Source organism: Kribbella sp. NPDC000426 (genome assembly GCF_040300265.1).
In the GTDB taxonomy this organism is placed as follows: domain Bacteria; phylum Actinomycetota; class Actinomycetes; order Propionibacteriales; family Kribbellaceae; genus Kribbella.
The window spans coordinates 1-25,166 of record NZ_JBEPDK010000014.1 but is presented as its reverse complement, the minus strand read 5'-3'; the positions used below and the strand labels follow the sequence as shown (position 1 = coordinate 25,166).

General features: G+C 63.6%; 17 protein-coding genes. 12 read left to right on the top strand and 5 right to left on the bottom strand.

Annotated elements, in window-relative coordinates; genetic code table 11:
• The first annotated feature begins 18 nt into the window (after positions 1-18).
• The 4 genes from ABT313_RS43775 (at position 19) to ABT313_RS43760 (ending at position 4,581) form a co-directional block, all read left to right on the top strand.
• The gene (locus ABT313_RS43775; protein WP_350866861.1) at positions 19-1,143 is read left to right on the top strand and encodes an aminopeptidase P family protein; all 1,125 of its coding nucleotides are present in this window, start codon (positions 19-21) and stop codon (positions 1,141-1,143) included.
• Between the two features lie 162 nt (positions 1,144-1,305).
• Positions 1,306-2,769 carry a glutamate/gamma-aminobutyrate antiporter GadC gene (gene gadC / locus ABT313_RS43770; RefSeq protein ID WP_350866860.1) on the top strand — a complete coding sequence of 488 codons (1,464 nt, stop codon included), beginning with the start codon at positions 1,306-1,308 and terminating at the stop codon, positions 2,767-2,769.
• Positions 2,766-3,212: a hypothetical protein gene (locus tag ABT313_RS43765; RefSeq protein WP_350866858.1), complete on the top strand. Its 447-nt coding sequence runs from the start codon at positions 2,766-2,768 to the stop codon at positions 3,210-3,212. Before gadC ends, ABT313_RS43765 begins: the two co-directional genes overlap by 4 nt.
• 1 nt (position 3,213) lies before the next feature.
• Positions 3,214-4,581 (top strand): dipeptidase, encoded by a 1,368-nt coding sequence (locus tag ABT313_RS43760; RefSeq protein WP_350866857.1) that lies wholly within the window; start codon positions 3,214-3,216, stop codon positions 4,579-4,581.
• 45 nt (positions 4,582-4,626) lie between these two features.
• Here the strand turns inward: ABT313_RS43760 and ABT313_RS43755 are convergent, their stop codons facing one another.
• Positions 4,627-5,430 carry an alpha/beta fold hydrolase gene (locus ABT313_RS43755; RefSeq protein ID WP_350866856.1) on the bottom strand — a complete coding sequence of 268 codons (804 nt, stop codon included), beginning with the start codon at positions 5,428-5,430 and terminating at the stop codon, positions 4,627-4,629.
• Positions 5,431-5,573: 143 nt separating this feature from the next.
• Between ABT313_RS43755 and ABT313_RS43750 the strand changes: the two genes are divergently transcribed.
• Entirely contained in the window at positions 5,574-5,774 is a 201-nt protein-coding gene (locus ABT313_RS43750; RefSeq protein ID WP_350867024.1) for a glutaminase, read from the top strand.
• Positions 5,775-5,952: 178 nt separating this feature from the next.
• Here ABT313_RS43750 and ABT313_RS43745 read toward each other — a convergent pair whose 3' ends face one another.
• Both ABT313_RS43745 and ABT313_RS43740 read right to left on the bottom strand, forming a co-directional pair.
• On the bottom strand, positions 5,953-7,260 hold the full coding sequence (locus ABT313_RS43745) for a threonine/serine exporter family protein (protein ID WP_350866855.1): 1,308 nt from the start codon (positions 7,258-7,260) through the stop codon (positions 5,953-5,955).
• Between the two features lie 662 nt (positions 7,261-7,922).
• Positions 7,923-8,042, bottom strand: coding sequence for a helix-turn-helix domain-containing protein (locus ABT313_RS43740; protein WP_350867022.1), 120 nt, complete (start codon positions 8,040-8,042; stop codon positions 7,923-7,925).
• A gap of 794 nt (positions 8,043-8,836) precedes the next feature.
• Here ABT313_RS43740 and ABT313_RS43735 point away from each other — a divergent pair.
• From ABT313_RS43735 to ABT313_RS43710, 6 genes are all read left to right on the top strand, one after another.
• A complete protein-coding gene (locus tag ABT313_RS43735) occupies positions 8,837-11,905 on the top strand; it encodes a BPTD_3080 family restriction endonuclease (protein ID WP_350866854.1) in 3,069 nt (1,022 codons plus the stop codon).
• Positions 11,895-14,600, top strand: a complete 2,706-nt coding sequence (locus ABT313_RS43730; RefSeq protein ID WP_350866853.1) for a site-specific DNA-methyltransferase — start codon at positions 11,895-11,897, stop codon at positions 14,598-14,600. Before ABT313_RS43735 ends, ABT313_RS43730 begins: the two co-directional genes overlap by 11 nt.
• Complete coding sequence (locus ABT313_RS43725; protein WP_350866852.1) at positions 14,597-16,354, top strand: ATP-dependent nuclease; 1,758 nt, start codon at positions 14,597-14,599, stop codon at positions 16,352-16,354. Before ABT313_RS43730 ends, ABT313_RS43725 begins: the two co-directional genes overlap by 4 nt.
• Entirely contained in the window at positions 16,351-19,155 is a 2,805-nt protein-coding gene (locus tag ABT313_RS43720; protein ID WP_350866850.1) for an ATP-dependent helicase, read from the top strand. The genes ABT313_RS43725 and ABT313_RS43720 overlap by 4 nt, the downstream gene beginning before the upstream one ends.
• A 77-nt stretch (positions 19,156-19,232) precedes the next feature.
• Positions 19,233-21,221, top strand: a complete 1,989-nt coding sequence (locus ABT313_RS43715; RefSeq protein WP_350866848.1) for a helicase HerA domain-containing protein — start codon at positions 19,233-19,235, stop codon at positions 21,219-21,221.
• A 95-nt stretch (positions 21,222-21,316) separates the two neighbouring features.
• Positions 21,317-22,651: a hypothetical protein gene (locus ABT313_RS43710; RefSeq protein ID WP_350866846.1), complete on the top strand. Its 1,335-nt coding sequence runs from the start codon at positions 21,317-21,319 to the stop codon at positions 22,649-22,651.
• A gap of 54 nt (positions 22,652-22,705) precedes the next feature.
• Here the strand turns inward: ABT313_RS43710 and ABT313_RS43705 are convergent, their stop codons facing one another.
• On the bottom strand, positions 22,706-23,572 hold the full coding sequence (locus ABT313_RS43705; RefSeq protein WP_350866844.1) for a DNA adenine methylase: 867 nt from the start codon (positions 23,570-23,572) through the stop codon (positions 22,706-22,708).
• A gap of 309 nt (positions 23,573-23,881) precedes the next feature.
• Here ABT313_RS43705 and ABT313_RS43700 point away from each other — a divergent pair, with 309 nt between their 5' ends.
• Positions 23,882-24,655, top strand: coding sequence for a hypothetical protein (locus tag ABT313_RS43700; RefSeq protein ID WP_350866842.1), 774 nt, complete (start codon positions 23,882-23,884; stop codon positions 24,653-24,655).
• 67 nt (positions 24,656-24,722) lie between these two features.
• Here the strand turns inward: ABT313_RS43700 and ABT313_RS43695 are convergent, their stop codons facing one another.
• Positions 24,723-25,034, bottom strand: a complete 312-nt coding sequence (locus ABT313_RS43695; protein ID WP_350866840.1) for a hypothetical protein — start codon at positions 25,032-25,034, stop codon at positions 24,723-24,725.
• Positions 25,035-25,166 lie beyond the last annotated feature (132 nt).

Sequence of the window (25,166 nt, the reverse complement as noted above, 5' to 3'; positions counted from 1 at the left end):
GCATCGCAGGAGGAACAGATGACAACAGCACCGGTTCCGTTCACGGCCGAGGACTACTCGGCCCGGATGCGACGCGTCACGGCCGACGCCGATGCCGCGGGGCTGGACGGGCTCCTCATCACGCCCGGGCCCGACTTGGTTTGGCTCACCGGATACCAGCCCACCGCCATCACCGAGCGGCTGACGATTCTCTTCCTGACCCCGGGCCAGGAGCCGACGCTGCTGGTCCCGACCCTCGAGCGGCCGGACGCCGAAGGGGCTGTCGGCGCGCCAGGCCTCACGATCGTGGACTGGGCCGACGGAGAGGACCCGTTCGCGAGGGCCGCCCGCTACCTCGGCAAGACCGGCATCATGGGCATCGCCGACTCTGCATGGGCGATGCACCTGCTCGGGTTGCAGGAGGCGGTGCCGGGCTGCTCGTACCGCTCGCTCACGCGGAGCCTGCCGATGCTCCGGGCGGTCAAGGACGCCGACGAACTCGCCCGGCTGGACGCGGCGGGTGCCGCGGCGGATGCGACGTACGAGCAGATCGTCGGAGTCCGGTTCAGCGGCCGGAAGGAGACCGACGTCGCGGCCGATCTGGCGCGGCTGCTGCGGGAGTTCGGGCACGAGCAGGTCGACTTCACCGTGGTCGGCTCGGGCCCCAACGGCGCCAACCCTCACCACGAAGCCGGTGACCGCGTCATCGAGGCCGGAGACATGGTGGTCCTCGACTTCGGCGGGCTGATGTACGGCTACGGGTCGGACACCAGCCGCACGGTCTGTGTGGGCGAGCCGTCCGCCGAGGCCCGTGAGGTGCACGAGATCGTGCGATCGGCCCAGCAGGCAGGCGTGGAGGCAGTCCGGCCCGGCGTCGCCTGTCAGGAGATCGACCGGGCCGCGCGGAAGGTGATCACCGACGCGGGCTACGGCGAGCGGTTCATCCATCGCACCGGACACGGCATCGGTACGACGACCCACGAACCGCCGTACATGATCGAGGGTGAGGAGCAGCCGCTGGTGCCCGGGATGTGCTTCTCGGTCGAGCCCGGTATCTACCTGGCCGGCGAGTTCGGGGTCCGGATCGAGGACATCGTGACCGTCACCGGGACCGGCGGCCGTCGGCTCAACAACACCGAGCGCGACCTTCGAATCGTTCAGTAGAGGCCTGCTCGAACGACTGATGCGAAGCCCCCCGGCAGTTCATCCCGCATGGATGAGGCTCGGGCAAACCGGCCGGTTCCAGACTGTCGTCAGATGCCAACTGACTGAGGCCCGAGCCGGAGGCTCTCTTATGGACACACGAGCACGACCTCGAGGAATGTCATGAGCGCAGCGGACGTACCTGCCGACGGTGCCGAAACCGTTGCCGCCGGACGCACACGCGCTGCCAGTACGCAGTGGATCTCGTGGGTCGCACTGGGGATGATGACGACGAGCTCGGTGGCCAGCCTTCGGGCGGCACCGACGATGGCGGTTTACGGCCTGGCGTGCGTCTTCCTTTATCTGCTGCCGGCGATCGTGTTCCTGTTGCCCACCTCGCTGGTGTCGGCGGAACTGGCGTCCGGCTGGAACGGCGGCGTTTACCACTGGGTCTCGGAAGGCGTCTCGAAGCCGATGGGCTTCCTGGCTGTGTGGTGCCAGTTCGCGATGACGATCTTCTACTATCCGAGCCTGCTCGGATTCGTTGCCAGCACCCTCGCATACGTGTTCAATCCCGACCTCGCCAGCAGTGGCGTCTGGACCGCGGCGGTCATCATCGTCGTCTACTGGTCCGGCGTCTGGGTCTCCTCGCGCGGTACCAAGGGCGTCGCCGGTCTGGCCAGCGGCGGTCTGATCATCGGGACCTTGATCCCGGGCGTTGTCCTGGTCACGCTCGGCATTGTCTTCCTCGGCCAGGGAAACCCGTCGGCCGCACCGATGACGTCGGACAACATCTTCCCAGCCTGGGCCGGTCTGTCGAGTCTCGTGCTGATCGTCAACAACTTCCTGTCGTACTCCGGTATGGAGATGAACGCGGTCCACGTGTCCTCGCTGAAGAACCCGCCGAAGGAGTTCCCGAAGGCGATCTTCCTGGCCATGGGCCTGGTCCTCGCGATCTTCATCCTCCCCGCGCTGGCGATCAGCTGGATCGTCCCCGCCAAGGAGCTCTCCCTCACCGCCGGCGTCATGCAGGCCTTCGACGCGGTGTTTGCCAACTTCGGCTGGCAATGGCTGACCCCGATCGTCGGGATCATGCTGGTCACCGCGTCCCTCGGCGGCATGCTGACCTGGCTGGCCGGACCCTCCAAGGGCCTGCTGATGATCTCCCGCCAGGAGGGATACCTCCCGCCGTACCTCCAGCGACTCAACAAGAACGGCGTCCAGCAGAACATCCTGGTCGTCCAGGGCCTGATCACCACCGTGATCGGCCTCGCGTATGCGCTCATCCCGAATGTGTCGAGCGCGTACTGGGTCTTCTCGGTGATCACCACGCAGGTGTATCTGATCATGTACCTGCTGATGTTCGTGGCCGCGGTCCAGCTGCGACGCAAGGACCCCGACCATGCCCGTGGCTACCGTGCGCCGATGCTCGTCGGGTTGTGCGGCATCGGGTTCGCGGCCTCGCTCGCCGCGCTGCTGGTCGGGTTCATCCCGCCCTCGCAGTTCGAGTCCGGCAACACCTGGCTGTACCTGCTGATCGTCGCCGGCGGCGCCCTCGGTCTGGGCCTGCTCGTTCCTTTCCTGTTCTACCGGTTCCGCAAGCCTTCCTGGAGACAGCCTGAGCCTGAGGCGGTGCCGCCGTCATGACCACACCTGTTGAGAATCAGCCCCGACGCGAACGGACGTGGATCTACGTCACGGCCTGTATCGTCCTTGGCGTCCTGCTGATCGTGGGGCTGCTCACCTTCCACTCCCAGAAGCAGACCAACGAGGCCACCCAGAAGGCCGACCAGCTGATCGCCGCGCTCGCGGCCGCCGGCGCCCGCACCCCCGATCGGGACCAGATCGTCCGCGTGCTCGGGAACGACGGCGGAGCAACCTGCGCCAACCCGAACGAGGCGCTCAGCAAGGGAACCTTCCTGTCCTTGCTGACGAACGGCGCCGCCGGGCCGGGGATCCGGCCGGTGATCGCGGACAGCGCCATCGTTCGCGGTCAGTTGCTGATCATCAAGATCTACTGTCCCGACGAGCTGAACGACTTCCAGCAGTTCGTCGACGACCTCAAGACCGACGACGTGGCAGGCACCTGAGATGGCGGACCTCCGGCAGCGCATCGCGGAGCTGATGCCGATGGCACGCGACGAACTCGCCGAGCTCGTCGCGATCCGATCAGTGGCCGACCCCCGCCAGTATCCCGCTTCTGAATGCGAGCGCGCCGCGCAGTGGGTCCTGGAGAAGTTCGCGGGCATCGGGTTCGCCGACGCCCATCTCGAAGAGACCGCGGACGGCAGCATGGCCGTCGTCGGTTCCAGGAAGTGCTCTTCTTCGGGGGCCCGGACCGTGTTGCTGTACGCCCATTACGACGTACAGCCTCCGCTCGACGACGCTGCCTGGCGCACGCCCCCGTTCGAACTGACCGAGGTCGATGGCCGCTGGTACGGCCGTGGCGCAGCAGACTGCAAGGGCAACATCGTGATGCACCTGGCAGCGTTGCGGGCTCTCGGCGACGACCTCCCGGTCGACTTGAAGTTGGTGGTCGAGGGTTCCGAGGAGCAGGGGACCGGCGGCCTCGAGGCGTTCGTTCCGGAACACGCAGACCTCCTCCGTGCCGACGCGATCCTGGTCTGCGACACCGGCAACGCCGCGGTCGGCCACCCGGCCGCCACCGTGAGCCTTCGCGGAATGGTCAACGTCGTCGTCACCGTCGAGGCGCTCGCCTCCGAGATCCACTCCGGGATGTTCGGCGGTCCCGCGCCCGATGCCCTTGCCGCCCTGGTGTCGATGCTGTCCTCACTGCGCGACGCGAAGGGGAACACCACGATCACCGGGCTGGACAACACCCGCGCCTGGTCGGGCGCGCCGTACCCGACAGACCAGTTCACCGCGGACGCCGGGGTCCTGGACGGAGTCTCGCTGCTCGGAGACGGCAGTGTGTCCGACATGCTGTGGGCCCGGCCGGCGGTAACCATCCTGGGCATCGACTGCCCACCAGTGGTCGGCTCGGCCGCCGCCGTCGTACCCAAGGCCGCCGCACGCTTGAACCTGCGAATCCCGCCCGGCTTGCCGCCTGAGGTCGCCCAGCGCGCCCTCGTCGACCACCTGACCACCGCCGCCCCCTGGGGCGTGCACGTCACCGTGGACATCGAAGCCGCCGGCGCCCCGTTCGAGGCCGCCACGGACGGCCCGGCGTACCGCGCAATGGCCACCGCCATGCAGGAGGCCTACGGCCGCCCGATGACAAGCCTCGGCCAGGGCGGCTCAATCCCCCTCTGCAACGTCTTCCAGGAAACCTACCCTCAAGCCGAACTAATCCTGATCGGCGTCGAAGAACCCCAAGCCCTAATCCACGCCCCCAACGAAAGCCTCTCCCCCACCGAACTAGAATCCATGTCCCTAACCGAAGCCCTGTTCCTCCAGCACTACGCCTCGCTCAGCAGGGCGCATCCATCACTGACCTGACGGCGCGGGCCGGTAGGAGTGGAACAGGTTCGCGAGGGCCGGTGGTTAGTCGTCGCGTCGCATGTGAAGCAGCCGGATGCCCGCCGGGCACTCTGCGTTGGCGAAGATGTCTTGGTCGTTCAGCCAGGCGGTAATCACGTACGCGAGTTCGCTGGAGTGACTGAAGTTGACGGCATGCGCTGCTTGGTCGATCTGGACCACCGTGACATGACCGGCTGCGGCCTGGCCAACCTCTCGTACTCGATGTGCGGGTGGCATGAGGGGGTCTCGTCCGCCCAGTACAGCAAGGGTCGGAACCGGTGTGTGGAGCAGCCGTTCCAAGGATGGGAAGCGAGTGAGCTGATGAAACAGCCGGAGGCCATTGATCGGTCCGAACCGCAGATAGTCAGGCAGCGCGACCGGGATCATCCTCGGGCTCTCCCGCACTACGTCGAGACAGAGTTGGCCGATGGCACGCGTGAGCGGCTGATTCTGCAGGCCGCCCGCAGGAGAGACCAGGATCAGGCTGTGCACCCTGTCCGGCGCCGCGTGTGCGACCTCCAGGCCGATCGGACAGCCCATCGAATTACCCACCAGCACGGCTTGATCGACACGCAGCCGGTCGAGGATGGCGATCAGCGCACGGGCCAGGTCCGGGATGTCGAGCACATGATCATGCCGCTCGCTGCGCCCGTAGCCAGGCAGATCGGGCACCACGTTGACCCACTGGTCTACAAGCAGGCGGGCTGTCGGCATGAGATAGCTGCCCGAAATGCCGAAGCCATGGATATGCACGATCGGCAGTCCACCCGCCTCCAGGCTGCGGCGGCAGCGGACCGTGCGGCCCTGCACGGACAAGTACTCGTCCACCCAGCAATCCCTGCTCGACGAGTCCGACATCCTCCCGCGCATCGGCCTACTCCTCCGATATGCCTGATCCCTACTTGAATCCCAGCATCGGTGACCGCTGTCCATCCTCGCCCTGGCGGCGTAGAGCGGACGCGGCCGAGTAGATCATTTTAACCGAGGGCAGGAATCATGACGGAGCGCTGGGCGACGACGGCCGGCTGTACGAGACCTCCGGCGAGGAGCGGTACACCATCGGGTTGCCCGGCAAGGGCGGCATCGACGGCGGAATCGTCATGGTGTCGCCCGGCAAGAGTGGGCTGGGGGGATCTTCGCGGCCCGGCTCGATGCGGCCGGCAACAGTGTGAAGAGTCAGCCTGCCGCGGCCTGCCTCCCACACCGACTCGGCCCTCACCTGTTCGTGTCGGATTGACAGTTACTGAATCCCAAGCGCTCTTGACCCTCTCGCCGGAAGACCTAGGAATGCGAGCTGCCGATTACGTCGTCATGCAGCTGGCGAGGAGCAAGACCCCAGCGGGATGGGGGCTACGTGTCGCTGGCACCGCGACCTCGGAACGGGCCAACCATGCGTGGCCCCGCGAGCCGGGTCTCGAGTCGACGCGCCTCACTCTTGAGCGGCCGCGCAAGGTACTGACCGAGAATCACCCCAGCCGCCAGAGCGAGCGCGATGGCTAACGCGGAGGCCAACTCAAGGACACCGTCCTTGCCCTCCGCAAGGAGGGCGAGCCCCCGGTAGATGTCGAGTCCTGGCAGGAGCGGCACGATCGCTGGAACCACCACAACGAGCGGCGGGACCCGGAAGCGACCTGCAACGAGGTAGCAGACCGCGCCGACCGTGACAGCAGCGACCGCCGAACCCCAGGTCCGCCCGGCCCCGGAGCTGTCGACGGCCAGCAGAGTTCCCTGTCCGAGGGCCGCGACCATTGCCACCGCTACCAGGGAGCGCAGCGGTGCATACGACGCGAAGGCGAAGGCCGCGGCAGCCAAAGCCGCGCCGAACAAGGTGACCCCGTCCTCCGCCAGGCCAGCCGCACCGGGCGTGAAGGTGGTCAGGCCTACTCCGAGCATGTCGCCGACGGTAAGCCCAGCACCCACCCCGGCGATGATGCCCGCCGTGTTCAGCACGGCGTCGATCAACCGGGCGCTGGCCGTGACCGGGAAGCCGGTCAAGGCGTCCTGGGTGGCACCCATGATGCCGACTCCTGCCAGCAGCATGACGATCCCGGTGGTGACGACGCGAGACGGGTTCACGTCCAGCACACTGGTCGAGGCGATGACCGCGATGAGCGTCGCCAGGAAGCCACCCGCCGCATGCTGGTAGAACGACGGGATCCGGTGCAAGGGCAGCAGCAACTGGGTTCCATCGATCGCACAGGCTGTCAGGAACGCGAGTAGGCACACCACGGGGCTGCTGCCCAGGGTCAGTGCGACGCCGGTTCCCATCACGCCCCAGGCGATGGTCACAGCACCGCGACGCCGACGGTGGCCTGTGGAGAGGATCCGTGCGACCTGGTCGCGAGCTTCGCTTCGGGTGACATCGCCGGCCACGAGACGGTTCACCGTCTCGTCGACCTGCGTGAGGTGCCCGTAGTCGATCGGCCGCTGGGTCACCCGACGGACCTGATCCGCGGCAGGCTCCCTACTGCTCGGTTGGTGGCGGAGGCTGAGCTCCACGAACGTCACGTCCGCAATCACGTGCCGCACACCGCAGGCCTCTGTCACCGCCAGCATGGCAGCCGTCACATCTGCTGCCCCGGCCCCGGACGATAGGAGGACCTCGCCGACCCGCAACGCCAGATCGAGCGTTTCGTAGACCTCGCGCCGCTCAGTCATGCCCCTGTCCGATCACGACACCCAGTCGCGCCACACGCGCTCGACGCAGGACCGACGACACTCTGTCAGGTGCCTATCGTCAGGGCGTCAGCCCCCTTCGTCATCGTCCGCCATGGGTGACCGGCTCGTCCCCGCACGACTCTGGACCATTCAGCCTGAGCCCGCACCGAGTCAAACGGCGCTGGCAGAGCGCTTAGATCGGGTCGCGATACGAACTCCCAGAGCCTGAACTCGGCCCCTGCGATAACGGCCGTCGACTCACAGTCCCAGAGCTGCGGCTTCAAGCCCACCCAACATTACGGGACCTGGATCGCCCCGACCGATTGACGTACGGACAACACCCCGAAATCGGCATCCCAACGGCTCTGTGAACATCGGCCATAGGCTCGGCGTACGTTCCGGAAGAACCACCTGCTTCCAGCATCCCGCCCCGGACCAGAGCCCGCTGAATCCCCGACCACCAGGCACCACCACACCAGCCGAACCGTCCGCGCCGGCGATCCCCAGTCGTGTTGCAAGTCGTACAGAATCCGACGCAAGCCCCAGCCGGAACCCACCCAGCGCAACTCCAAGACCTTCACCTCGACGACTCCGCCGAACTGATGCGCACAGACCGACAGCCGCCGCACCCGCGCCACCAAACCCGCGAGTCCTTCGTCTCCCTACCGCCGCAGCCAGCCATTCACCGACTGACGCGACACACCCCACTCCTCGGCAACCTCGCCCACCGACCAGCCATCGGACAACACCACAACCGCTGCCTGGCACCGCTGCTCCCGCACGCTCACCTCGATCAACCTGAGTCACTGCCAAGAACAACCGAAGCCCCATCAAGCATCTACCGCAGCCACGTAAACCAAGAACCCGAGCCAACCCGTCAAGGAAGACCCGGACTCATCAGAAAACTTGTAGGCCCCGTGGGACTCGAACCCACAACCCGCGGACTCTGACAAAAATGCGCTCATCGTTTGTCATCAATTGCCAAACCTACCCGTTACCTGCGGACTCACCCGACCAGGCTGCGCATCAGTGACGCTCCTCCACCAGTGTCTCCCGTGGATTCTGCCTAGTAAGCGCGGAGAACCACGACTGAACAGATCGTTGGTCTAATCCATCGCCGTCCCCGACCTGAAGTCGGGTCAGGCCGGGATTTGCCGAGCTCCGAGTGTGGCGGTCAGAGTCTGAACCCGAGAGGCATCCCCGTGTGGTCGGGAAACACCTGTTCACACCGGCGCGTCGCGGCGTGAGCGTCACAGAGGGGCGGGTCCGCTGCCGAAGTTCGAACCGCTGTGCGATTGCCGAGTCAAAACCCCGGAGCAGGCCCTGCCACGCAGGATAGGACGGCATGCTTCGCAGTCCCTCCAGGACGGCACGGAGCCCCCAGACCGACATTCGCAGGTACGACCGCGAACACCGTCTGTACGACGACCGAGCTTGATCTGTAACGTTGCGCTACCTAGTACCGATGAGGCCTGACGGGAGGGAACAAAATGACACAGGGTGCCGTCCAGCAGAGCGGTGCGCGGCTGGCGTTAGCTAGGGTGCCACATGTGGGAGCAAGCAAGGCGAAGCACGCATGACGGGGACGATCGATAACCCGATACTCAATTCGCCCTACGAGCAGCCCGATCGCCACTATGTCATCGGCCCTCAGGGGCCGACCGGCCAGGTCAAGAATGGTAGGCGTCCGAGTGAGTCCTTCGTCCCGATCGCGGTCAGCAAGAAGGGTAAGAAGGGCGGCGACGGGTCGCAGCAGGAGGGGTTCGACTTTGACGCCACGCATGAGCGTCGTGAGAAGAACAGCCTGATCAACGACGTCCGTCGAGACGTCGAGAAATGGCGCCGTGACGGGCAGTATGCCGGGGTCACCCCGATCAGCCGGAAGTTGCTCCAGCACTGGGCTGATCCGACTCGCGACAACCGCGTCATCTTCGCCCAGCGTGAGGCGGCCGAAACAGCCATCTTCCTGACCGAGGTCGCGGGCCGACGCGCGCCTTACGCTGACTGGCGCAAGCGGCTCGAGCCGGAGAACGAGGCGCACAACGGAGGCCTGCCGCGGGCCGCGCTCAAGATGGCCACCGGCTCGGGAAAAACCATCGTCATGGCGATGCTCATCGCCTGGCAGACGCTTAATAAGCAGTACGCCCCGCGAGACGCGCGGTTCACCAACCGGTTCCTTATCGTCGCCCCGGGGATTACCATTCGCGACCGTCTCCGGGTTCTACTGCCTGAGGACACGGAGAACTACTACGATCTGCGCGACCTGGTACCTGCGGACCTCAAGGGCGGCCTCGACAGCGCGCGGATCGTGATCACGAACTACCACTCGTTCCTTCTCAAAGATGCCAAGGAGATCAAGGGCGTCGCCAAGAACACACGCTTGCTGCTCAAGGGCGATCGCGCCGACGACCCGTTCAAGGAGACGCGGCAGGCAATGGTGAGCCGAGTGCTCCGCGACCTCGGTGCAGACAAGCAGCAGATCATGGTCCTCAATGACGAGGCGCATCATTGCTACCTCGCGCGCCCCATCCAGGCGGGCGAGAAGCGGGCCAAGGAGCAGAACGACGAGAACGAGGAGGCTGGTGTCTGGTTCTCCGGCCTCCAGGCGATCGCCAAGCACGTCGGCATCAAGCAGATCTGGGACCTGTCCGCGACGCCGTTCTATCTCTCTGGCAGTGGCTACAACGAGGGCTACATTTTCCCATGGACCGTCAGCGACTTCTCGCTCATGGACGCGATCGAGGCCGGCATCGTCAAGGTCCCGCGGACCCCGGTTGACGACGATGCGGACGAGGACCTCGTCACGTATCTGCGGCTGTGGGAATACGTCTGGCAGGGGCTGCCCAAACGTGCCGCAAAGGACAAAGTCAAGGACTGGCTGCCGCCCAAGGAACTCGAAGGCGCTCTGCGCAGCCTCTACCGCAGCTACGTGAAGGCGTACGAGCACTGGGAGACGGTTCTCAAGCCGTACGGTGAGACGCCCCCGGTCTTCATCGTCGTCTGCCCGAACACGGTGGTGAGCAAACTGGTCTACGACTGGATCGCCGGCGAGGCGATCGTCGAGGACGGCGAGGTCATCGCCCACAAACCAGGAAAGCTCGCCCTGTTCAGCAATATTGTCGACGGCCAGCCGATCGCGCGGCCGTTTAGCATCCTGGTCGACTCGGCTCAGCTGGAGTCAGGCGAGGCGCTCAGGGACGATTTCAAGAATGCGGCCGGACTCGAGATCGCCAAGTTCAAGGCCGAGTATCGCCAGCGCAACCCAGGCGCAGATACTGACAAGCTCACGGACCAGGACCTGCTTCGGGAAGTCATGAACACCGTCGGCAAGAAGGGCAAGCTCGGGGCCGACGTCCGCTGCGTCGTCAGCGTGTCGATGCTCACCGAGGGCTGGGACGCCAACACGGTCACCCACATCCTCGGTGTTCGAGCCTTCGGCAGCCAGCTGCTCTGCGAACAGGTCGTCGGCCGCGGACTGCGCCGCCGAAACTACGCGACCAACGACGTCGGCTACTTCGAGCCAGAGTATGCCAACGTCTACGGCATTCCGTTTCAATTCATCTCCAGCGACAAGCCGATCGTCGACCCGACTCCGCCCAAGCCGTCGATCGAGGTGCGAGCCCTCGGAGGTCGAGAGGAGCTGCGTATTACGTTCCCGAAGCTCGACGGCTACCGCGTGGAGCTTCCCGACGAGGACATCTGGCTCGATCTGGACAACGCACCGTTGTTCGAGATCGGTCCGAACACCGTCCCGACGTGGGTCGAAATGGGCGGTGTCGTCGGCAAGCGTGAGCTCGAGGAAGGTGATCCGACTGCATACCGGCCGCAGCAGGTCGCGTTCGAACTCGCCAAGCGCATCCTCGACGAGCAGTTCACTACAGCTGGCGACAAACGTCCGTGGCTCTTCCCGAAGCTGGTCAATATTTGCCAGGATTGGATCGAGCAGCGCGTGGAGATCAAAGGCGACTACAGCCTGGGCTACCTCATGACGATCACCGAGGCGCGGGTTCTCGCGGCTGAGCAGGTCTGGAATGCCATCACCCGGCACGTCGGGAACCGGCGAGAGCGACTGCGCCCGATGATCAATCGGTTCGACCCACAGGGTTCAACGGGCGACGTTGACTTCGTCACCCGGAAGCGCGTGGTCACGGCCGAGAAGTCGGAGGTATCGCACGTCACCCTCGACGGCAAGGACGGCAACACCTGGGAGCAGCTTCTGGCGAGCGAACTCGAGCTGAACAAGAACGTGCGCTCCTACGTCAAGAACGACCACCTCGGCTTCAACATCCCGTATGTGCACAAGGGGCGAAGCCACTCCTACCTCCCAGACTTCCTCGTTCGGTTGATCAAGCACGATGAATCCGATCTCGAGCGGACGCTGATCATCGAGGTGTCCGGAAGCCAGAAGAGCCCCGGGCCGACCCAGCAGAAGGCGACCACGGCCCGGGACTCCTGGTGCACGTCGGTCAACAACCACGGCGGGTTCGGTCGCTGGGGCTACATCGAGATGACTGACCCCAACAGCTTCAAGGTCCGTATCGCTGAGTCGATCCAGGCCCTGTACGACGACGCGCCGATCATCGGCGACCCCGACCTTCTCGACTTCAACGAGACCGGCAGTGATGGGAGCGCTCGTGGCGCGTAACACCTCCAAGGGCCCGACCCCGGTCAACTCGATCACTCACGACGAGAAGCGGGCCAACATCCCGACCGCCGACACGGTCGATTTCCACGAGAGTGCCGTCCTCGAAGAGGTCCGGCAGGTGCGCTACGCACGTGACGAGTCGCTCGACCCGCAGCTGGTGTGGCGGGGCAAGTATCCACCTGCTGAGGATGTGGCCGGATACGACGACGAACTCGTCACCGACGCGCCCCCGATCTACATCCAGGAGAAGATCGACCCCCGGGTCCTGATCGAGAACCTCCGTCGGACCGCCGAACGCGTCGAGGACGAGCCAGAGCTCACGCTCTTCGACATGTTCGATGGGCTGGACGACCTCCAGCAGATCGAGTTCTACGAGCACGACGCGAATTGGTCCAACCGCATGATCCTCGGCGACAGCCTCCAAGTGATGGCATCTCTCGCCGAACGCGAGAAGCTCCGCGGCAAGGTCCAGATGATCTACATCGATCCGCCCTATGGCATAAAGTTTGGTTCCAACTGGCAGGTCTCAGCACGCAAGCGCGACGTGCGTGACGGGAATCTTGTTGACGCAGCTCGCGAGGCGGAGCAGATAAAGGCATTCCGCGACACATGGGAATTGGGCATTCATTCCTATTTGTCCTACCTGCGAGAGCGGTTGATTGTTGCCCGAGACTTGCTGACGCAATCGGGATCGTGTTTCGTGCAGATCGGCGACGAGAATGTTCACCTCGTCCGCGCGCTAATGGACGAGGTATTCGGCTCCGCAAACTTTGTGAGCCAGGTTGTTTTTCGAAAGACCACGGGCAAGGGTGGTCAGCTTCTGGACAACACGTATGACGTGATCCTGTGGTTTGCCCGCAGCAAGGACGAGATCAAGTATCGGGTGCAGTACACGACGCGCACCGTGGCCGATGACCAGAACCTCCGCTACGTGGAGTTGGCTGATGGCACCCGTCGTTCAATGACCAAGGCAGAGGCGTCTGAGTTGGAGCCCCTACCTCCCGGCGCTCGGGCGTATCGCCCGAACCCGTTGACAAACCAGCGTCCCGCCCAGGGTGCCGACCTCCGAGCTTATGAATACCAGGGGAAGACCTACACGCCTCGCGGGGGTACGTTCCGAACTGACTTGACGGGCATGAACCGACTCGCAGTTGCCGGCAGGCTGCTAGGCGTGGGTAACAGCCTAACGTTCCTGCGCTATCTCGATGACTTTCCTTACAAGCCGATCAGTGATATCTGGGACGACACCCGTCAGAGTGGCTTTGGAGATCCAAAGATCTATGTCGTTCAAACGGGAACCAGGGCGATCGAGCGCTGCATCCAGCTGTGCACTGATCCGGGTGATCTGGTGCTCGATCCGACCTGTGGCAGCGGAACCACGGCATATGTTGCCGAGCAATGGGGAAGGCGCTGGATCACGATCGACACGTCTCGCGTGGCGCTGGCGCTTGCGCGCCAACGAATCATGGCGGCTCGCTACCCGTGGTACCTGCTGGCCGATTCGATTGAGGGCGCCAGAAAGGAGCAGGAACTCTCGGTGCATGCGCTTCCCTGCGCGTCATACAGCGGCGATATTCGACACGGGTTCGTTTGTGATCGTATCCAGCGTGTGACGCTAAAAGCCATCGCGAATAATCCCGATATCAGTGACGGGATGACACGGGAGGAGATCACGGCGGCGATCAAGCGCTATGCCGACTTCGAACTGCTATATGACAAGCCGTTCGAGGATTCCAAGAAGGTGCGGGTAGCTGGGCCGTTCACGGTGGAGTCGCTCAGCCCGCACAGGGCGCTCACCTTCAAGGACTGGGGAGAGCCGACGTCGGAGACCGAAGCGGCCAAGGACGCAGACTCTCCGAACTTCGAGCAGTCGATCCTGGATAACCTGGCGAAGGCCGGTATCCAGAACGGCACCAAGGCGGAGCGGATCAAGTTCGCGGCGTTCGAGACCTATGCCGGCTCGTACGTTCAGGCCATCGGTGAACAGGTTCCGACGGGCGAGCACGCCAAGCCGTCCAGGATCGGCATCGCCGTCGGCCCGCAGTACGGAACCGTGAGTGCGACGTACGTGAAGAACGCGGCCAAGGAGGCGATCCAGGCCGACAACGTCGACTTGCTCTGCATCCTCGGCTTTGCCTTTGATCCCAACGTCACGAACGTCACTGAGACCGACGGCGTGACTGTTGAGGCGACCGACGAGGGCTTCGCCCAGGTCCAAGGCGCACGCCTGCTCGGCAAGCTTCCAGTCTTGATGGTGCGGATGAACGCCGACCTGCTCATGGGTGAGGAGCTCAAGAAGACCGGGGCCGGCAACCTCTTCACAGTCTTCGGTGAGCCCGACATCGACATCTCGAAGACTGCCGGCGGCTACGTCGTCGACCTGAAGGGCGTAGACATCTACGATCCAACGACTGGTGAGGTACGGAGCAACGACACCAGCCAGATCGCGCTGTGGATGATCGACACCGATTACAACGGCGAGTCGTTCTTCGTCCGGCACTGTTACTTCACTGGCGGGAACGACCCGTACAAGCGGCTGAAGACGGCGCTGAAGTCGGACATCGATCCAGACGCCTGGGAGTCGATGTACCAGACTGTCTCGCGCCCGTTCCCGGCCCCGGCTGACGGCAACAAGATCGCGGTGAAGGTCATCAACGACTACGGCGACGAGGTCATGAAGGTCTTCGAAGTATGAAGCTGACACATGTCCGGATCAAGGACTTTCGCAGCTTCTTTGGTGAGCACGAGTTCGACCTGACCTCCGGCGTGAACTACCTGGTCGGTCCGAACAACAGCGGCAAGTCGAATCTGATCAGGGCGATTGAGTTGGTGCTTGACCCCGATGCCGAGTATGTAGCCGACCGCGATCGGCCCGCGTCGACCGTGGGCGTCGGCCAACCGCGCGTCACGCGAATCACCCTCACGTTCCATGTCGGCACCACTGCGACGGAGTCCACCTTGCTCCGACGGGCGAAGAAGTATGAGCTTGCCGTCAAGAAGGGGAAGGCCGGCAAGACCTACGCCGACAATCGTGAGGTCCGGATTGTCGCGTCGTTTGCCGGGGGAGTTCGTCAGACAACATTCGGCGCAAGAGGCGCCGGAGCGGCATCACTTCCCGCGGACAGCGAGGAACACAAGAAGCTCGAAGAGCAGTTGCGAAGCGTCGTTCGCTTCGCCGTAATCCACAGCGGTGAGGATCTGGAGTCTCTGCTTCGGGGCAAGTTCCGCGAAATCTTGCAGCTGGTAATTGGCGATCACCTCGGCGACGCGCTGGCCGCGGCGGAGGAGGCACGGAGCAAGTACCTGGAACACCTACAGACGAAGCTGTTGGAGCCGCTGCGCACGCAGGTGCGCGAACGAGTGTCAGTGATCTTCCCCGAAGTGACTCTCGCCGAACTCGTGCCCGATGTCCCCACCGTGGAACGAACGCTCTCCTCCGTGGAGGTTCGCCTGGGCGACGTGATCACGACAGGGCTCTCCGACAAGGGAACCGGTCTGCGCGGCGGGGTTCTCGTCGCAATGCTCCAGTACCTTGCAGAGCAGAGTAGGCGCTCGCTGGTGCTCGCGGTCGAGGAGCCGGAGGCGTTCCTCCATCCCGGAGCGCAGGAGGCCATTCGTGACGAGTTGGGGACGTTGGCCAAGCGGATCGACGTCACATTGCTCGTCACGACCCACTCGCCGTACGTGATCTCACGCGACCGGGAGGCACTGGTCACTGAGGTGGGCAAGAACGCGGACGGTGCTACAAGACGCATCCGAAGCGCCGTCGGTGATAGCAGCCATGCCCACGTCCTTGGGTCCCTGTACCGAGACGCGGGTATGGCCACTGTGCTCGACCGCTCACTCGCTATCCCTGGGGACTGCAGGGGAGTGATCATCACCGAGGGCTATACAGACGCTGAGTTCATCCGCGCAGCCTGCGCTGCAGCGGGCCGCTCCGAGCTGATGGAGGGCATTCATGTCATCGAGGCAGGGGGCGCCAAAAGGATCATCGTCCAGGCGGTCCTTGCCCGCTCGGCAACTGAACTGCCGGTTGTCGCGATGCTCGACTTTGACGAAAACGGCAAACGCGCCCAGAGCCAGCTCGAAGACTTCGGCTGGTCGAAGACTCGGGAGATCCTGAGCCTCGGCACTTGGACAGGGAAGTGCGCCCACGGTCACGCTGTGGAGATCGAGGATCTGATTCCCCAGAGCGTCTCAGAGAAGATCGTTGGGATGCTCGGGGAACCGGAGGCTGTGACGGCAAAGCGGCGCTGTGCTGGTTCATGGCACTACGAGTTCAGCGACGCCTGGAAACAGCGCGCGCTCGAGGAGCTACCGAAGATCATGAAGGCGGGGGAAGCCGATGACCTCGTGTGGCTCGCCGAGCAGCTGAACGAGCGCGTGGACAAGGTTCAGGCGGCGAAGGAGTCCGCTGCTGCCCATCTCGCTGCCAAGGGGGCAACGTGACGGCCTACACCAGTGCTCAGGCAGCGGCTATCGCATGTCTGGACGAGCCCCTGCAGATCATCGCGTGCGCGGGTTCGGGCAAAACGCAAGTCATCTCGCAGCGCGTCGCCGAGATCCTCAAGCAGTCGGGAGTCGAGCCGCGGAACGTCATCGCGTTCACGTTCACTGAAAAGGCGGCGGCAGAGCTCAAGGAGCGCATTCACACGGTGCTCGAAGCCGAAGGTGTGAGCACCCAGGGTATCGCCGAGATGTACGTCGGCACGATGCATGGCTACGCGCTCGATCTGGTCCAACGCCTCGTGCCGGAGACCTTCAAGTTCTCTGTGCTGACTGACATAACGACCCGGTTGTTCATCGACCGCAACAGCAGGAAGTCCGGACTGACGGAGTGCCCCACCCTGTCGCCGGGGACACCTCACCTCCGACGATTCCTCCACTCGAAGCTCTACATGCAAGCAACGAGCGTGCTGCGGGAAGACACCATCGACGAGGGGCAGGTCCCGGCCGGCGTGCTGAGGTCCCACTGGGACTACATGAAGTTGCTGTACGACAACGCGTACTTCGACTTCACCGAGATGATCAATCTCGCAGTGCAGCTGCTTGAGGGCGATCCCGATGAAGATGCCGAGGCTGAGCTCGTCCGGCGTCACATCCGTGACGAGATCCGCTACGTCGTCGTCGACGAGTACCAGGACGTCAACCCGCTCCAGGAACGTCTCATCCGCGGGCTCGTGCAGTTCGACGCCAATCTATGTGTCGTCGGGGATGACGATCAGACCATCTATCAGTGGCGCGGAAGTGAGGTCAGCAACATCCTGACCTTCAAGGATCGCTACTCCGGCGTCCAGCAGGTCACCCTCGACGACAACTTCCGGTCAAGCGAGGGCGTCGTGGAGGTCGGTCGCTCGGTGGCCGAGCTCATCCCGTTCGGGGAAAGGCTCTCGAAGGCGATGGTTGCTTCCGGCCATCAGAAGTTCGCTCGCGGCGACCTCCTGGCTCTCGAGTTCGCCGACCCAGATGCGGAGGCATCGTGGATCTGTGACCGGATCCAGGCGATGCGTGGTGTTGCGTTCGCCGATGGGCCGAGCGGGGATCCGCGCGGCCTGTCGTGGTCGGACTGCGCGGTGCTGTTCCGTTCGGTGGCCCGTGACGCAGGACCGCTGGTGGACGAGATGCGCCGCCGGGCCATTCCGTTCGTGATCAAAGGCCTCAACCGGTTGTTCGACAGCCCCGAGATCCAGGCGATCGTCGGCGTCTTCCGCTACATCGTGAGCGAGATCGACGGAGCGGCGCTCCGGACCCTGTTCGACGACGCCTCGTTGCTCCCGACCGGTGGAGACTGGGCGGCCGCGATGCGCGTGCTCGACGAGGGTCGCGACTTCGACCGCGGCGAGAGGTGGGGCGTATATAACATCCAACGCTTGTACCTGGAATTCCTCGAAGCGCTGACGCTCCGCGAAGACACCGTCCCCGGGGATCCCGCCCGCGCCGAGCTGGTCTTCTATCAGCTCGGCAAGTTCAGCCAGGCGATCTCGGACTTCGAAGTGATCTACTTCAACACCGACCCGGCACACAAGTACAGGTCGTTCGCCGACTGGCTGGAGCACCAGGCACCCGACTATTACGCCGACGCCGACGCAGATGTCGGCTACGCGGCGCCCGATGCGGTGATCATCTCGACGGTCCACCAAGCCAAGGGCATGCAGTGGCCGGTGGTGTTCGTACCATGCCTTCGGAACAATCGCTTTCCAGCGAAGCGGCAAGGCGGGCTCGGTCTCTTTCATGTCATCCCGGAAACCGCGGTCGCGAGCCCTGATCGCTACCGGGGAACTGTCGAGGACGAGACACGCCTGTTCTATGTCGCGGTGACACGCGCTCAGAAGTACCTTTTCGTGTCCTACTCCCCGGTGCCGGGAAATCGGCTGTATGGCAGGCGGTCGCAGTTCTTCGACCACTGCGCCCGGCAGTCCTGGTTCCTGACCCGCGAGCCTGGAGTTCCGACGCCGACGCTCGCGCCACACGCTAAGCAGGAGCTGCCCAACGTCACCCTCTCGTTCTCCGAACTCAAGTATCTCTTCGAATGCCCGTATCAATTCAAGCTGCGCTTCCTCTACGGCTTCAATCCGCCGCTCCATGAGGCACTCGGCTACGGAAAGGGTCTGCACGACGCGCTGGCCGAAGCGCATAAACGCGCCCTGGACGGGGATGTCGTCGGGCCGACCGCGGCCGAGGACCTCGTCGATCGACACCTTCATGCTCCGTACGCGTATCCAGCGCTGAAGGCAACGCTACGCGCCGCGGCCATCAAGTCGGTCGAGCGCTACCTGACGGAGCACGCCGCCGACCTGGAGCGAACGATCCACAGCGAGAAGCAGATCCAGGTCCACGTCGCGCCGGGCATCACCGTCGATGGCCGCATCGACCTCGTCCGTCGCCTCGACAGTGACGAGGTGGCGATCGTCGACTTCAAGTCCACTGCACGGGCTCAGGACGAGGATGTCACCCGGGATCAGCTCCACGTGTACGCCGTCGGCTACCAGGAGCTGACAGGCGAGCGTGCCGATCTCATCGAGGTCCTGAACCTGGACGAGCAGGGCAAAACCATCCGCGAACTGGTTGAGGACCCATTGCTCACTGCCGTCCGCAGTCGTATCAAGGCGGCTGGCGACGCGCTTCGCGAGAACGATCTCCCTCGCCTCCCAGTCTGGGAGGAGAAGTGTTCTAAGTGCGACCTTGCGGAGCTCTGCCGGGACGTGCCGGCAGAGGATCGTCGGGCGCGACGATCGGCGTCAGGTCGGTAGCCGGAAAATGTCGGAGGTCATCAGTAGCCTCTGTTCGATGTTGGGTTGGGTCAGCGCCACAGAAAGTGCGGTCAAGAATGAGTCTGAGTTCAGCGATCATCCAGTCGTCACGTGCGGCGACCCCACTTGCGTCCCTCATCAACGACGGCTGCCCGGCTGTTGGAGGCATTTTTCGCCTCGACTACAGCAGAGCGATCGTCCTTACGGATGACTGGCGCAAGACTCAGGCTGGTGGAGTGCCGCACGGAGCGTTCTTGTTAGCAGCCGCAGGCAAGCAGACCACCGAAGGTTTTGCGTTGGATGATGAAGAGCTCATCTTGCTACGGGTGCGGGGGACCGAAGCGTTGCCAAATGAGTCCGACCTCGTGCAGACCCGGCTTGCGGTCGTGCGTGATGCAGGAGATTCGGGGAAGGACTTCGATGACGTCACTGACGAGCTGACCCGAAACGAGCTGCAGCAGTCGGCGTTCGACTGCGAGGTCATCGGCACGTTCTACACCGAGCCCAACGCGACCGACATCGAGTTCGGCTCAGACATCGACAATGTGGTGTCGTCTGCTCGTTACCAGGTGTTCCTTCCTTCGCAGAGGGTCCTCTCCTGGCTGGCGTCATATCCGGAGCCGAAGGGCGATGACCTACTAACTCTCGGCGTCGTCCGCTTCGCCTCGACGCGGCGGAGAGCGCGAGCCGCAGGTGTGGACGCAGCTGATGTGCAGGTTCATATCGACGACTTCGTGGCGAGAAAGACTGCCGTATTCGGCATGACCCGAACCGGCAAATCAAACACGATCAAGACACTGGTGACAGCCATTGCGACGCACGCGGCGGCTACTAGAACCAAGATCGGACAGCTCATCTTCGATCCCCAAGGCGAGTACGCGAACGTCAACAAGCAGGACAAGACCGGATTGCGCCTGCTCGGTGACCAGCAGCACGTGCGGATCTATCGGATGGGCGCCAGCGGAACAGATCCCCAGATTCGCCCCCTCGCCATGAACTTCTACGACCGTGCGAACTTCGATGCGGTTGTGGACTTCGTCAATACTGCGGTCAATGACGAGTACGGCAGTTACGCCTATGTGAAGGCGTTCACCTCGATCAACTGGTCCGAGCCAGACAAGGTCGCCGACCCCGGGGATTGGGTCACCTGGACCAAGGCTGTCGTGAGCCTATATGGGCTGATCGCCGAGTGCGGTATCACTGCCGCTTCGTTCGCGCCAACCGGCGTTGAGTTCGGATGGACCAAGCCTCTTTTCGACTCCTTCGAAGCCGCGCATCCCGGTCTGGTGAAGACGAAGGGATCCAACTACGTTGCCACCACGCCGGAGGCTGCTCGGCGCGTCATGCTCATGATGGCGAACAACGGAAGTTGGAACCAGCGGTCGAACGGTGGGGACACGCCATTCAAGTTCATTGCCGACTTCAACAACCGCGCCAGTGGAAAGGCCGTGATCCGGCAGCTGAGAGACTTCCACACGCCGACCTCGATCGAGCGGGTCGAGAAGCAGATCTGGGACGACATGCAGGAGGGTCGTGTCGCCATCATCGACTTGGCACACGGTTCTGGCGACGTTGCCAAGATCATCTCGGAGAACATCGTCAACTTCCTGCTCTCGCGTGCGAACGAGCGCTTCCGTTCCGATCATGACCCTGTTCCGTTCCAGATCATCGTGGAGGAGGCACACAACCTGTTCGAGCGGGGTGCCAAGGATGTCGCCGGAAACCCCTGGGTTCGACTGTCCAAGGAGGCTGCGAAGTACCAGATCGGTCTGGTGTATGCGACTCAGGAAGTCTCGAGCGTCGACCAGCGCATCCTCTCTAACACCTCGAACTGGCTGGTGGCACACCTCAACTCGGACCTCGAGACGAGGGAGCTGTCGCACTACTACGACTTCAAGACGTGGGCCGAGAGCATCCGGCGAGTCGAGGACCAGGGCTTCGTACGGATGAAGACGTACTCGGGGAAGTACATCGTTCCCGTCCAGGTGGCCATGTTCGATCACGGGATGATCAACAAGGCGCGGGAGGCCGCGGGACTCCCGCGAATCTCCGCCGAGGAGATCTAGTAGTCGTGCCGTATCCATCAGAACGGGCATCACGTCTCGGTCACGTTCCCGTTGTCAACAGCCAAGCCGTCCACGACGCGTTCGCCAGGTGGGAGGTGACGCAGGCATCTCCGGAGGACGAGAATCTCGTCACCTCGTTGTGCACTCCGATGGCGGACCTGACAAACGGAGATCTCTCCCGTGACGTTCGTTTCGCCATCACGGTCGATGGATCAGACGCAGAGGTGGAGGCCACACGCGAGCACCCCACGATCAAGGTCGGCTATGTTCGCGTCGCCGCGTCGTTCATCGACCTCGACAAACTCCACGAGGCTGGAGCTGGCGACTTCGTCAACCCGCGTGCACTGCGCGCAGCCCACCAACACGCTGCCTTCGACGGAGCTTTGCCGGGCTCTGGTCTGGCCATCGCCGGCATGAGCGGAGTCGACACATGGCGGCAGGAGCTCGATCGCCTGTTAGCGGTAACCAAGTTCGACGAGGATTCCCAACTCACGCTCGCCGACATGCTGCTAGCCCTCCATGGCAGTCCGGACGCGGCGGCATCGACCGCACCTTTGCGACGGTGCCCGACGTGCGACGCCAAGGACGAGCAGCTCCCCGGCGGCGCGATCCAAGTGCCCAAGCGGGGCACGTCGTGCCCGGTCTGTGGCGCTCACGTCTACTTAGGGGACGTTCTGCGAACCCATGAAGAATACACACCCGAGGGCTCCAATCAGTCTCCCTTAACCCGCTTGATGCTCGTTGCCGAACGGTTGACATCCCTCGGTTACATGCAGGTCCTATTCAACGAGAAACAGCACGGACTTGATGCGTTGGCACGAACGATGTTCATCACGGACGGCCCACTCGGTCTCCATGGCGTGGTGGCGCCGCTCAAGCGAAGATTCCAAGACTATCTCGCCGACTTTGCCACACATTGTGATGAGCACGAGCGCGCTCCGTTTCCGCTCGTGGTCGGGGTGGAGAAGAGCGGGCGATTCGTCGAACACGCCCACCTGATCTCACACCTTATCCCGCCAGGGAACGTAATGTTCCTGTCGCGCGCGTACATCAACCGCATCACCGGTCGTCCGCCCCAACACCAGTACGGGACTGACGAGTTCTACGGGCGACGCTTCATCTATCGAACGACCAACGGCAATCCGCTGGTAATCACCGTCCCGCCCAAGCCTGGCGTGGCGCCCTACGGTGACGCCGCTGGCGAGAACATCGCTAACTATCCGACGCTCCGTGTCGTCTGCGAGGTCTTGGATCACGTGCAGACCCGGCTCTACGAGAACGCCGTGATCCCCGTGGCACTGGCGCACTCCGCAGCCTCGCTGCCTCTCGGGGTGGGTCAGTCAGTGTTGCGAGCGCTGGGACAACGCCTGCTCGGCTTGCCGCCGCGCAGCCAGATCATCCAGCGCGGCCCGTTCCCAGGCGCCAGGTGAGACTGCGACTTCAGGCGTAGCCGAGCGCACGCACAGCGCACGCGTGGCGAACTCTCACTGCTGACCCAGGGCCCTGGCTACGGCATTCGAGACGACCATGAACTCACTCGCCACCTCGCGCCGGTGCGCCGAGTAATGGAGGTTGAAGTCGAGTGACGTCCTGTCGCTGTACAGAGCCTTGATGAAGTTGGCCCTGTCGTAGGTGAGCACCCAGTTGGCGTCGGCCAGGGCGTTGAGCCACGATGCCAGGTCGCGGTGTTGATCATCGTTGAACGAGTTGAGATAGAGCGCACTGCCCTTCTCGTAGTACGGCGGATCGACGTAGGCGAAGACGTTCTCCTTCGCCAACCAGTGACGTAAGCGGACAGCCCCGTCTTGATGGGTCACCGAGATCTTCGAGCGATGCTTCCCGACCGCCGTGATCCTATGCCTCAGCGTGTCCTTGTTGAAGCGTGCGTCCAGCTTGTACACACCTTCCTGCTCAAGGCCGCCAATGATCCCTCCGCGAAGGACGCCCGAGCGATTCGTCCGATTCAGATAGAAGGTTGCAAATCCAAGGTCGAGCTTGTCGAGTCCGGGCTCGTCGCGGCGCCGAAAAATCTCGCGCTGCCGCTTCCACTCAGCGACCGTCAACGGCACAGAGTCGAAGCGGTCCAGGAACTCCTCGTGCCGGTTGAGCATGGAATCCCACAGCGAGTAGACGGCGTAGTCCAAGTCGTTGATCACCAGATGCCCAACGACGCCCCGGTACAACAGCTCAAGGCCGGCTCCGGCGCCGCCCGCATAGGGCTCGATGTATGTGGGCTTGTTCAGCGCAAGCGCACGTATCACCTCCTCGAAGAAGCCTGCCAGAGAGGCCTTGCCGCCCGGGTATCGGAGGGGACTCGGGTTCGAACGTCGTCGCGTCGCGACGTTGATCACGGCGCACCACCTCTGCTCGAGCCTCAATCTAGATCGGCTAAGACTACTGGTGATACTCCGACAGTTTGCCCCGGGTCCCGGGGCGCCAGCCAAATGCAGGGCGGCGATCCCCATTGGCATCACCTCGCCTCCCAGCCGCGACGTCCGCCCACACCAAACCGGATGGGTTGTCAACCTTCACCCGAACAGCTGGGTCAAGGTTCGACCGGAGTTGACACGTCAGCAAGTGCTGTCGTTCGCCCCGCCGTCGACAGGGCTGGAGGATTCGTCATGCTCGTGGCCGCGCATCGCGTGTCGTAGTTTTGGCTCATGAGTCGTCTCGACGACGCGCCGATTCGCTTCACTCTGAACGGGCGGCGCTACGAGCTCTCTCGAGCCCAGGTAGAGGCTCGGCTGGCCGACGCCGCGCCCGAGGCCATCCACAAACACGCTGTTCGCGTCAAGAACATCTGGTTCCCGGCAGTCCAGGCCTTCGAAGCGGCTGTGGGCGTGCCACGGTCCGAGTTCATCTCCCATACAGCGCGGCGACATCTGGCTGCCTTGGGGTTCGAGCTCCGGGGCGAGATCGAGCCGCGCGGATCGGCCACCGACGCTATCTCCAACCAAGACGTCGGAACGCCTGGCCCAGAGGAGCCAACGACGGTTGCCAGCCCCGATGAAGAGTGGCACACCGAGGCCAACGTTCAGGCCGCAGTCGTCACCGCGTTGGCCCATAGAGGCTGGCGCATCCTCTCGGTCGCTAACACCGCCGCGCGGGAACATGGCATCGACGTAATCGCGAGGGGGGACGGTGGAACTGTCGGGATCGAGGTGAAGGGCTTTCCCAGTCGCAGCTACGCCGACTCCAGGCGCGCCCATGAGATCAAGCGCACGAGTCCAAGCACGCAGGCCGGTCATTGGTTCGCAGCAGCAGTCCTGGCCGCTATGCGACTCCGCGGCAAGGAGCCCGACTGGCAGAGCGCCATCGCGCTCCCCGAGTTTCAACGCTATCGAGACCTATATGGCGAAGTTGCCGCGTCACTCAGCGCCGCGCAGATCGACGTCTGGTGGGTCCACCCGGACGGCACCGTCGAGCTGTCATGAACTAGCCTCGACGAGCAGTTCAGACAGCGTTTGAAGGCAACACGGCCTGCACAGATGCCAGCGGGTGTCAGTTGACGTCTTCGATCCGTTCAAAGATGTCTGCGTCAGTCTCCCGCTGCCAGGCTGGCAGGTCGTCCCAGTCAGCTACGTAGCTGGCTTTGGGGTCGGGGATGTGACGGTGGATCTGCGCGATCCAGCACAGCGCCACGAACCGGCCCTTCTGCTCTCGCGTGAGCTTGCTTGTGTTTCCTTCAGAGACCTCGACGAACGCCCGCACCTGCTCGTACACGGCTGCCGCGCTCTCCCGCTCCCAGTCGGGTGTCTCTTCCCACGGTGCGACGTACCCGGGCTTGGGCTCGCCGGGGTAGTGCTTCGTCACTCCGGCAATCCATGCGTCACGGAAGATGCGGCCCTGTTGGCGTTGACCCGGTTCGACGGACAGGGTTGGTGTGAGGTTGGTTCACGCTACCTGTTGGTGGGTGGCGTGGGTTGATTCGTAGGTGGCAGGGCT

Excerpts from the sequence above, each read along its gene's own strand:
- ABT313_RS43775 (WP_350866861.1), top strand. The coding sequence starts at position 19 with ATGACAACAGCACCGGTTCCGTTCACGGCCGAGGACTACTCGGCCCGG.
- gadC (WP_350866860.1), top strand. The coding sequence starts at position 1,306 with ATGAGCGCAGCGGACGTACCTGCCGACGGTGCCGAAACCGTTGCCGCC.
- ABT313_RS43765 (WP_350866858.1), top strand. The coding sequence starts at position 2,766 with ATGACCACACCTGTTGAGAATCAGCCCCGACGCGAACGGACGTGGATC.
- ABT313_RS43760 (WP_350866857.1), top strand. The coding sequence starts at position 3,214 with ATGGCGGACCTCCGGCAGCGCATCGCGGAGCTGATGCCGATGGCACGC.
- ABT313_RS43745 (WP_350866855.1), bottom strand. The coding sequence starts at position 7,260 with ATGACTGAGCGGCGCGAGGTCTACGAAACGCTCGATCTGGCGTTGCGG.
- ABT313_RS43735 (WP_350866854.1), top strand. The coding sequence starts at position 8,837 with ATGACGGGGACGATCGATAACCCGATACTCAATTCGCCCTACGAGCAG.
- ABT313_RS43725 (WP_350866852.1), top strand. The coding sequence starts at position 14,597 with ATGAAGCTGACACATGTCCGGATCAAGGACTTTCGCAGCTTCTTTGGT.
- ABT313_RS43715 (WP_350866848.1), top strand. The coding sequence starts at position 19,233 with ATGAGTCTGAGTTCAGCGATCATCCAGTCGTCACGTGCGGCGACCCCA.
- ABT313_RS43700 (WP_350866842.1), top strand. The coding sequence starts at position 23,882 with ATGAGTCGTCTCGACGACGCGCCGATTCGCTTCACTCTGAACGGGCGG.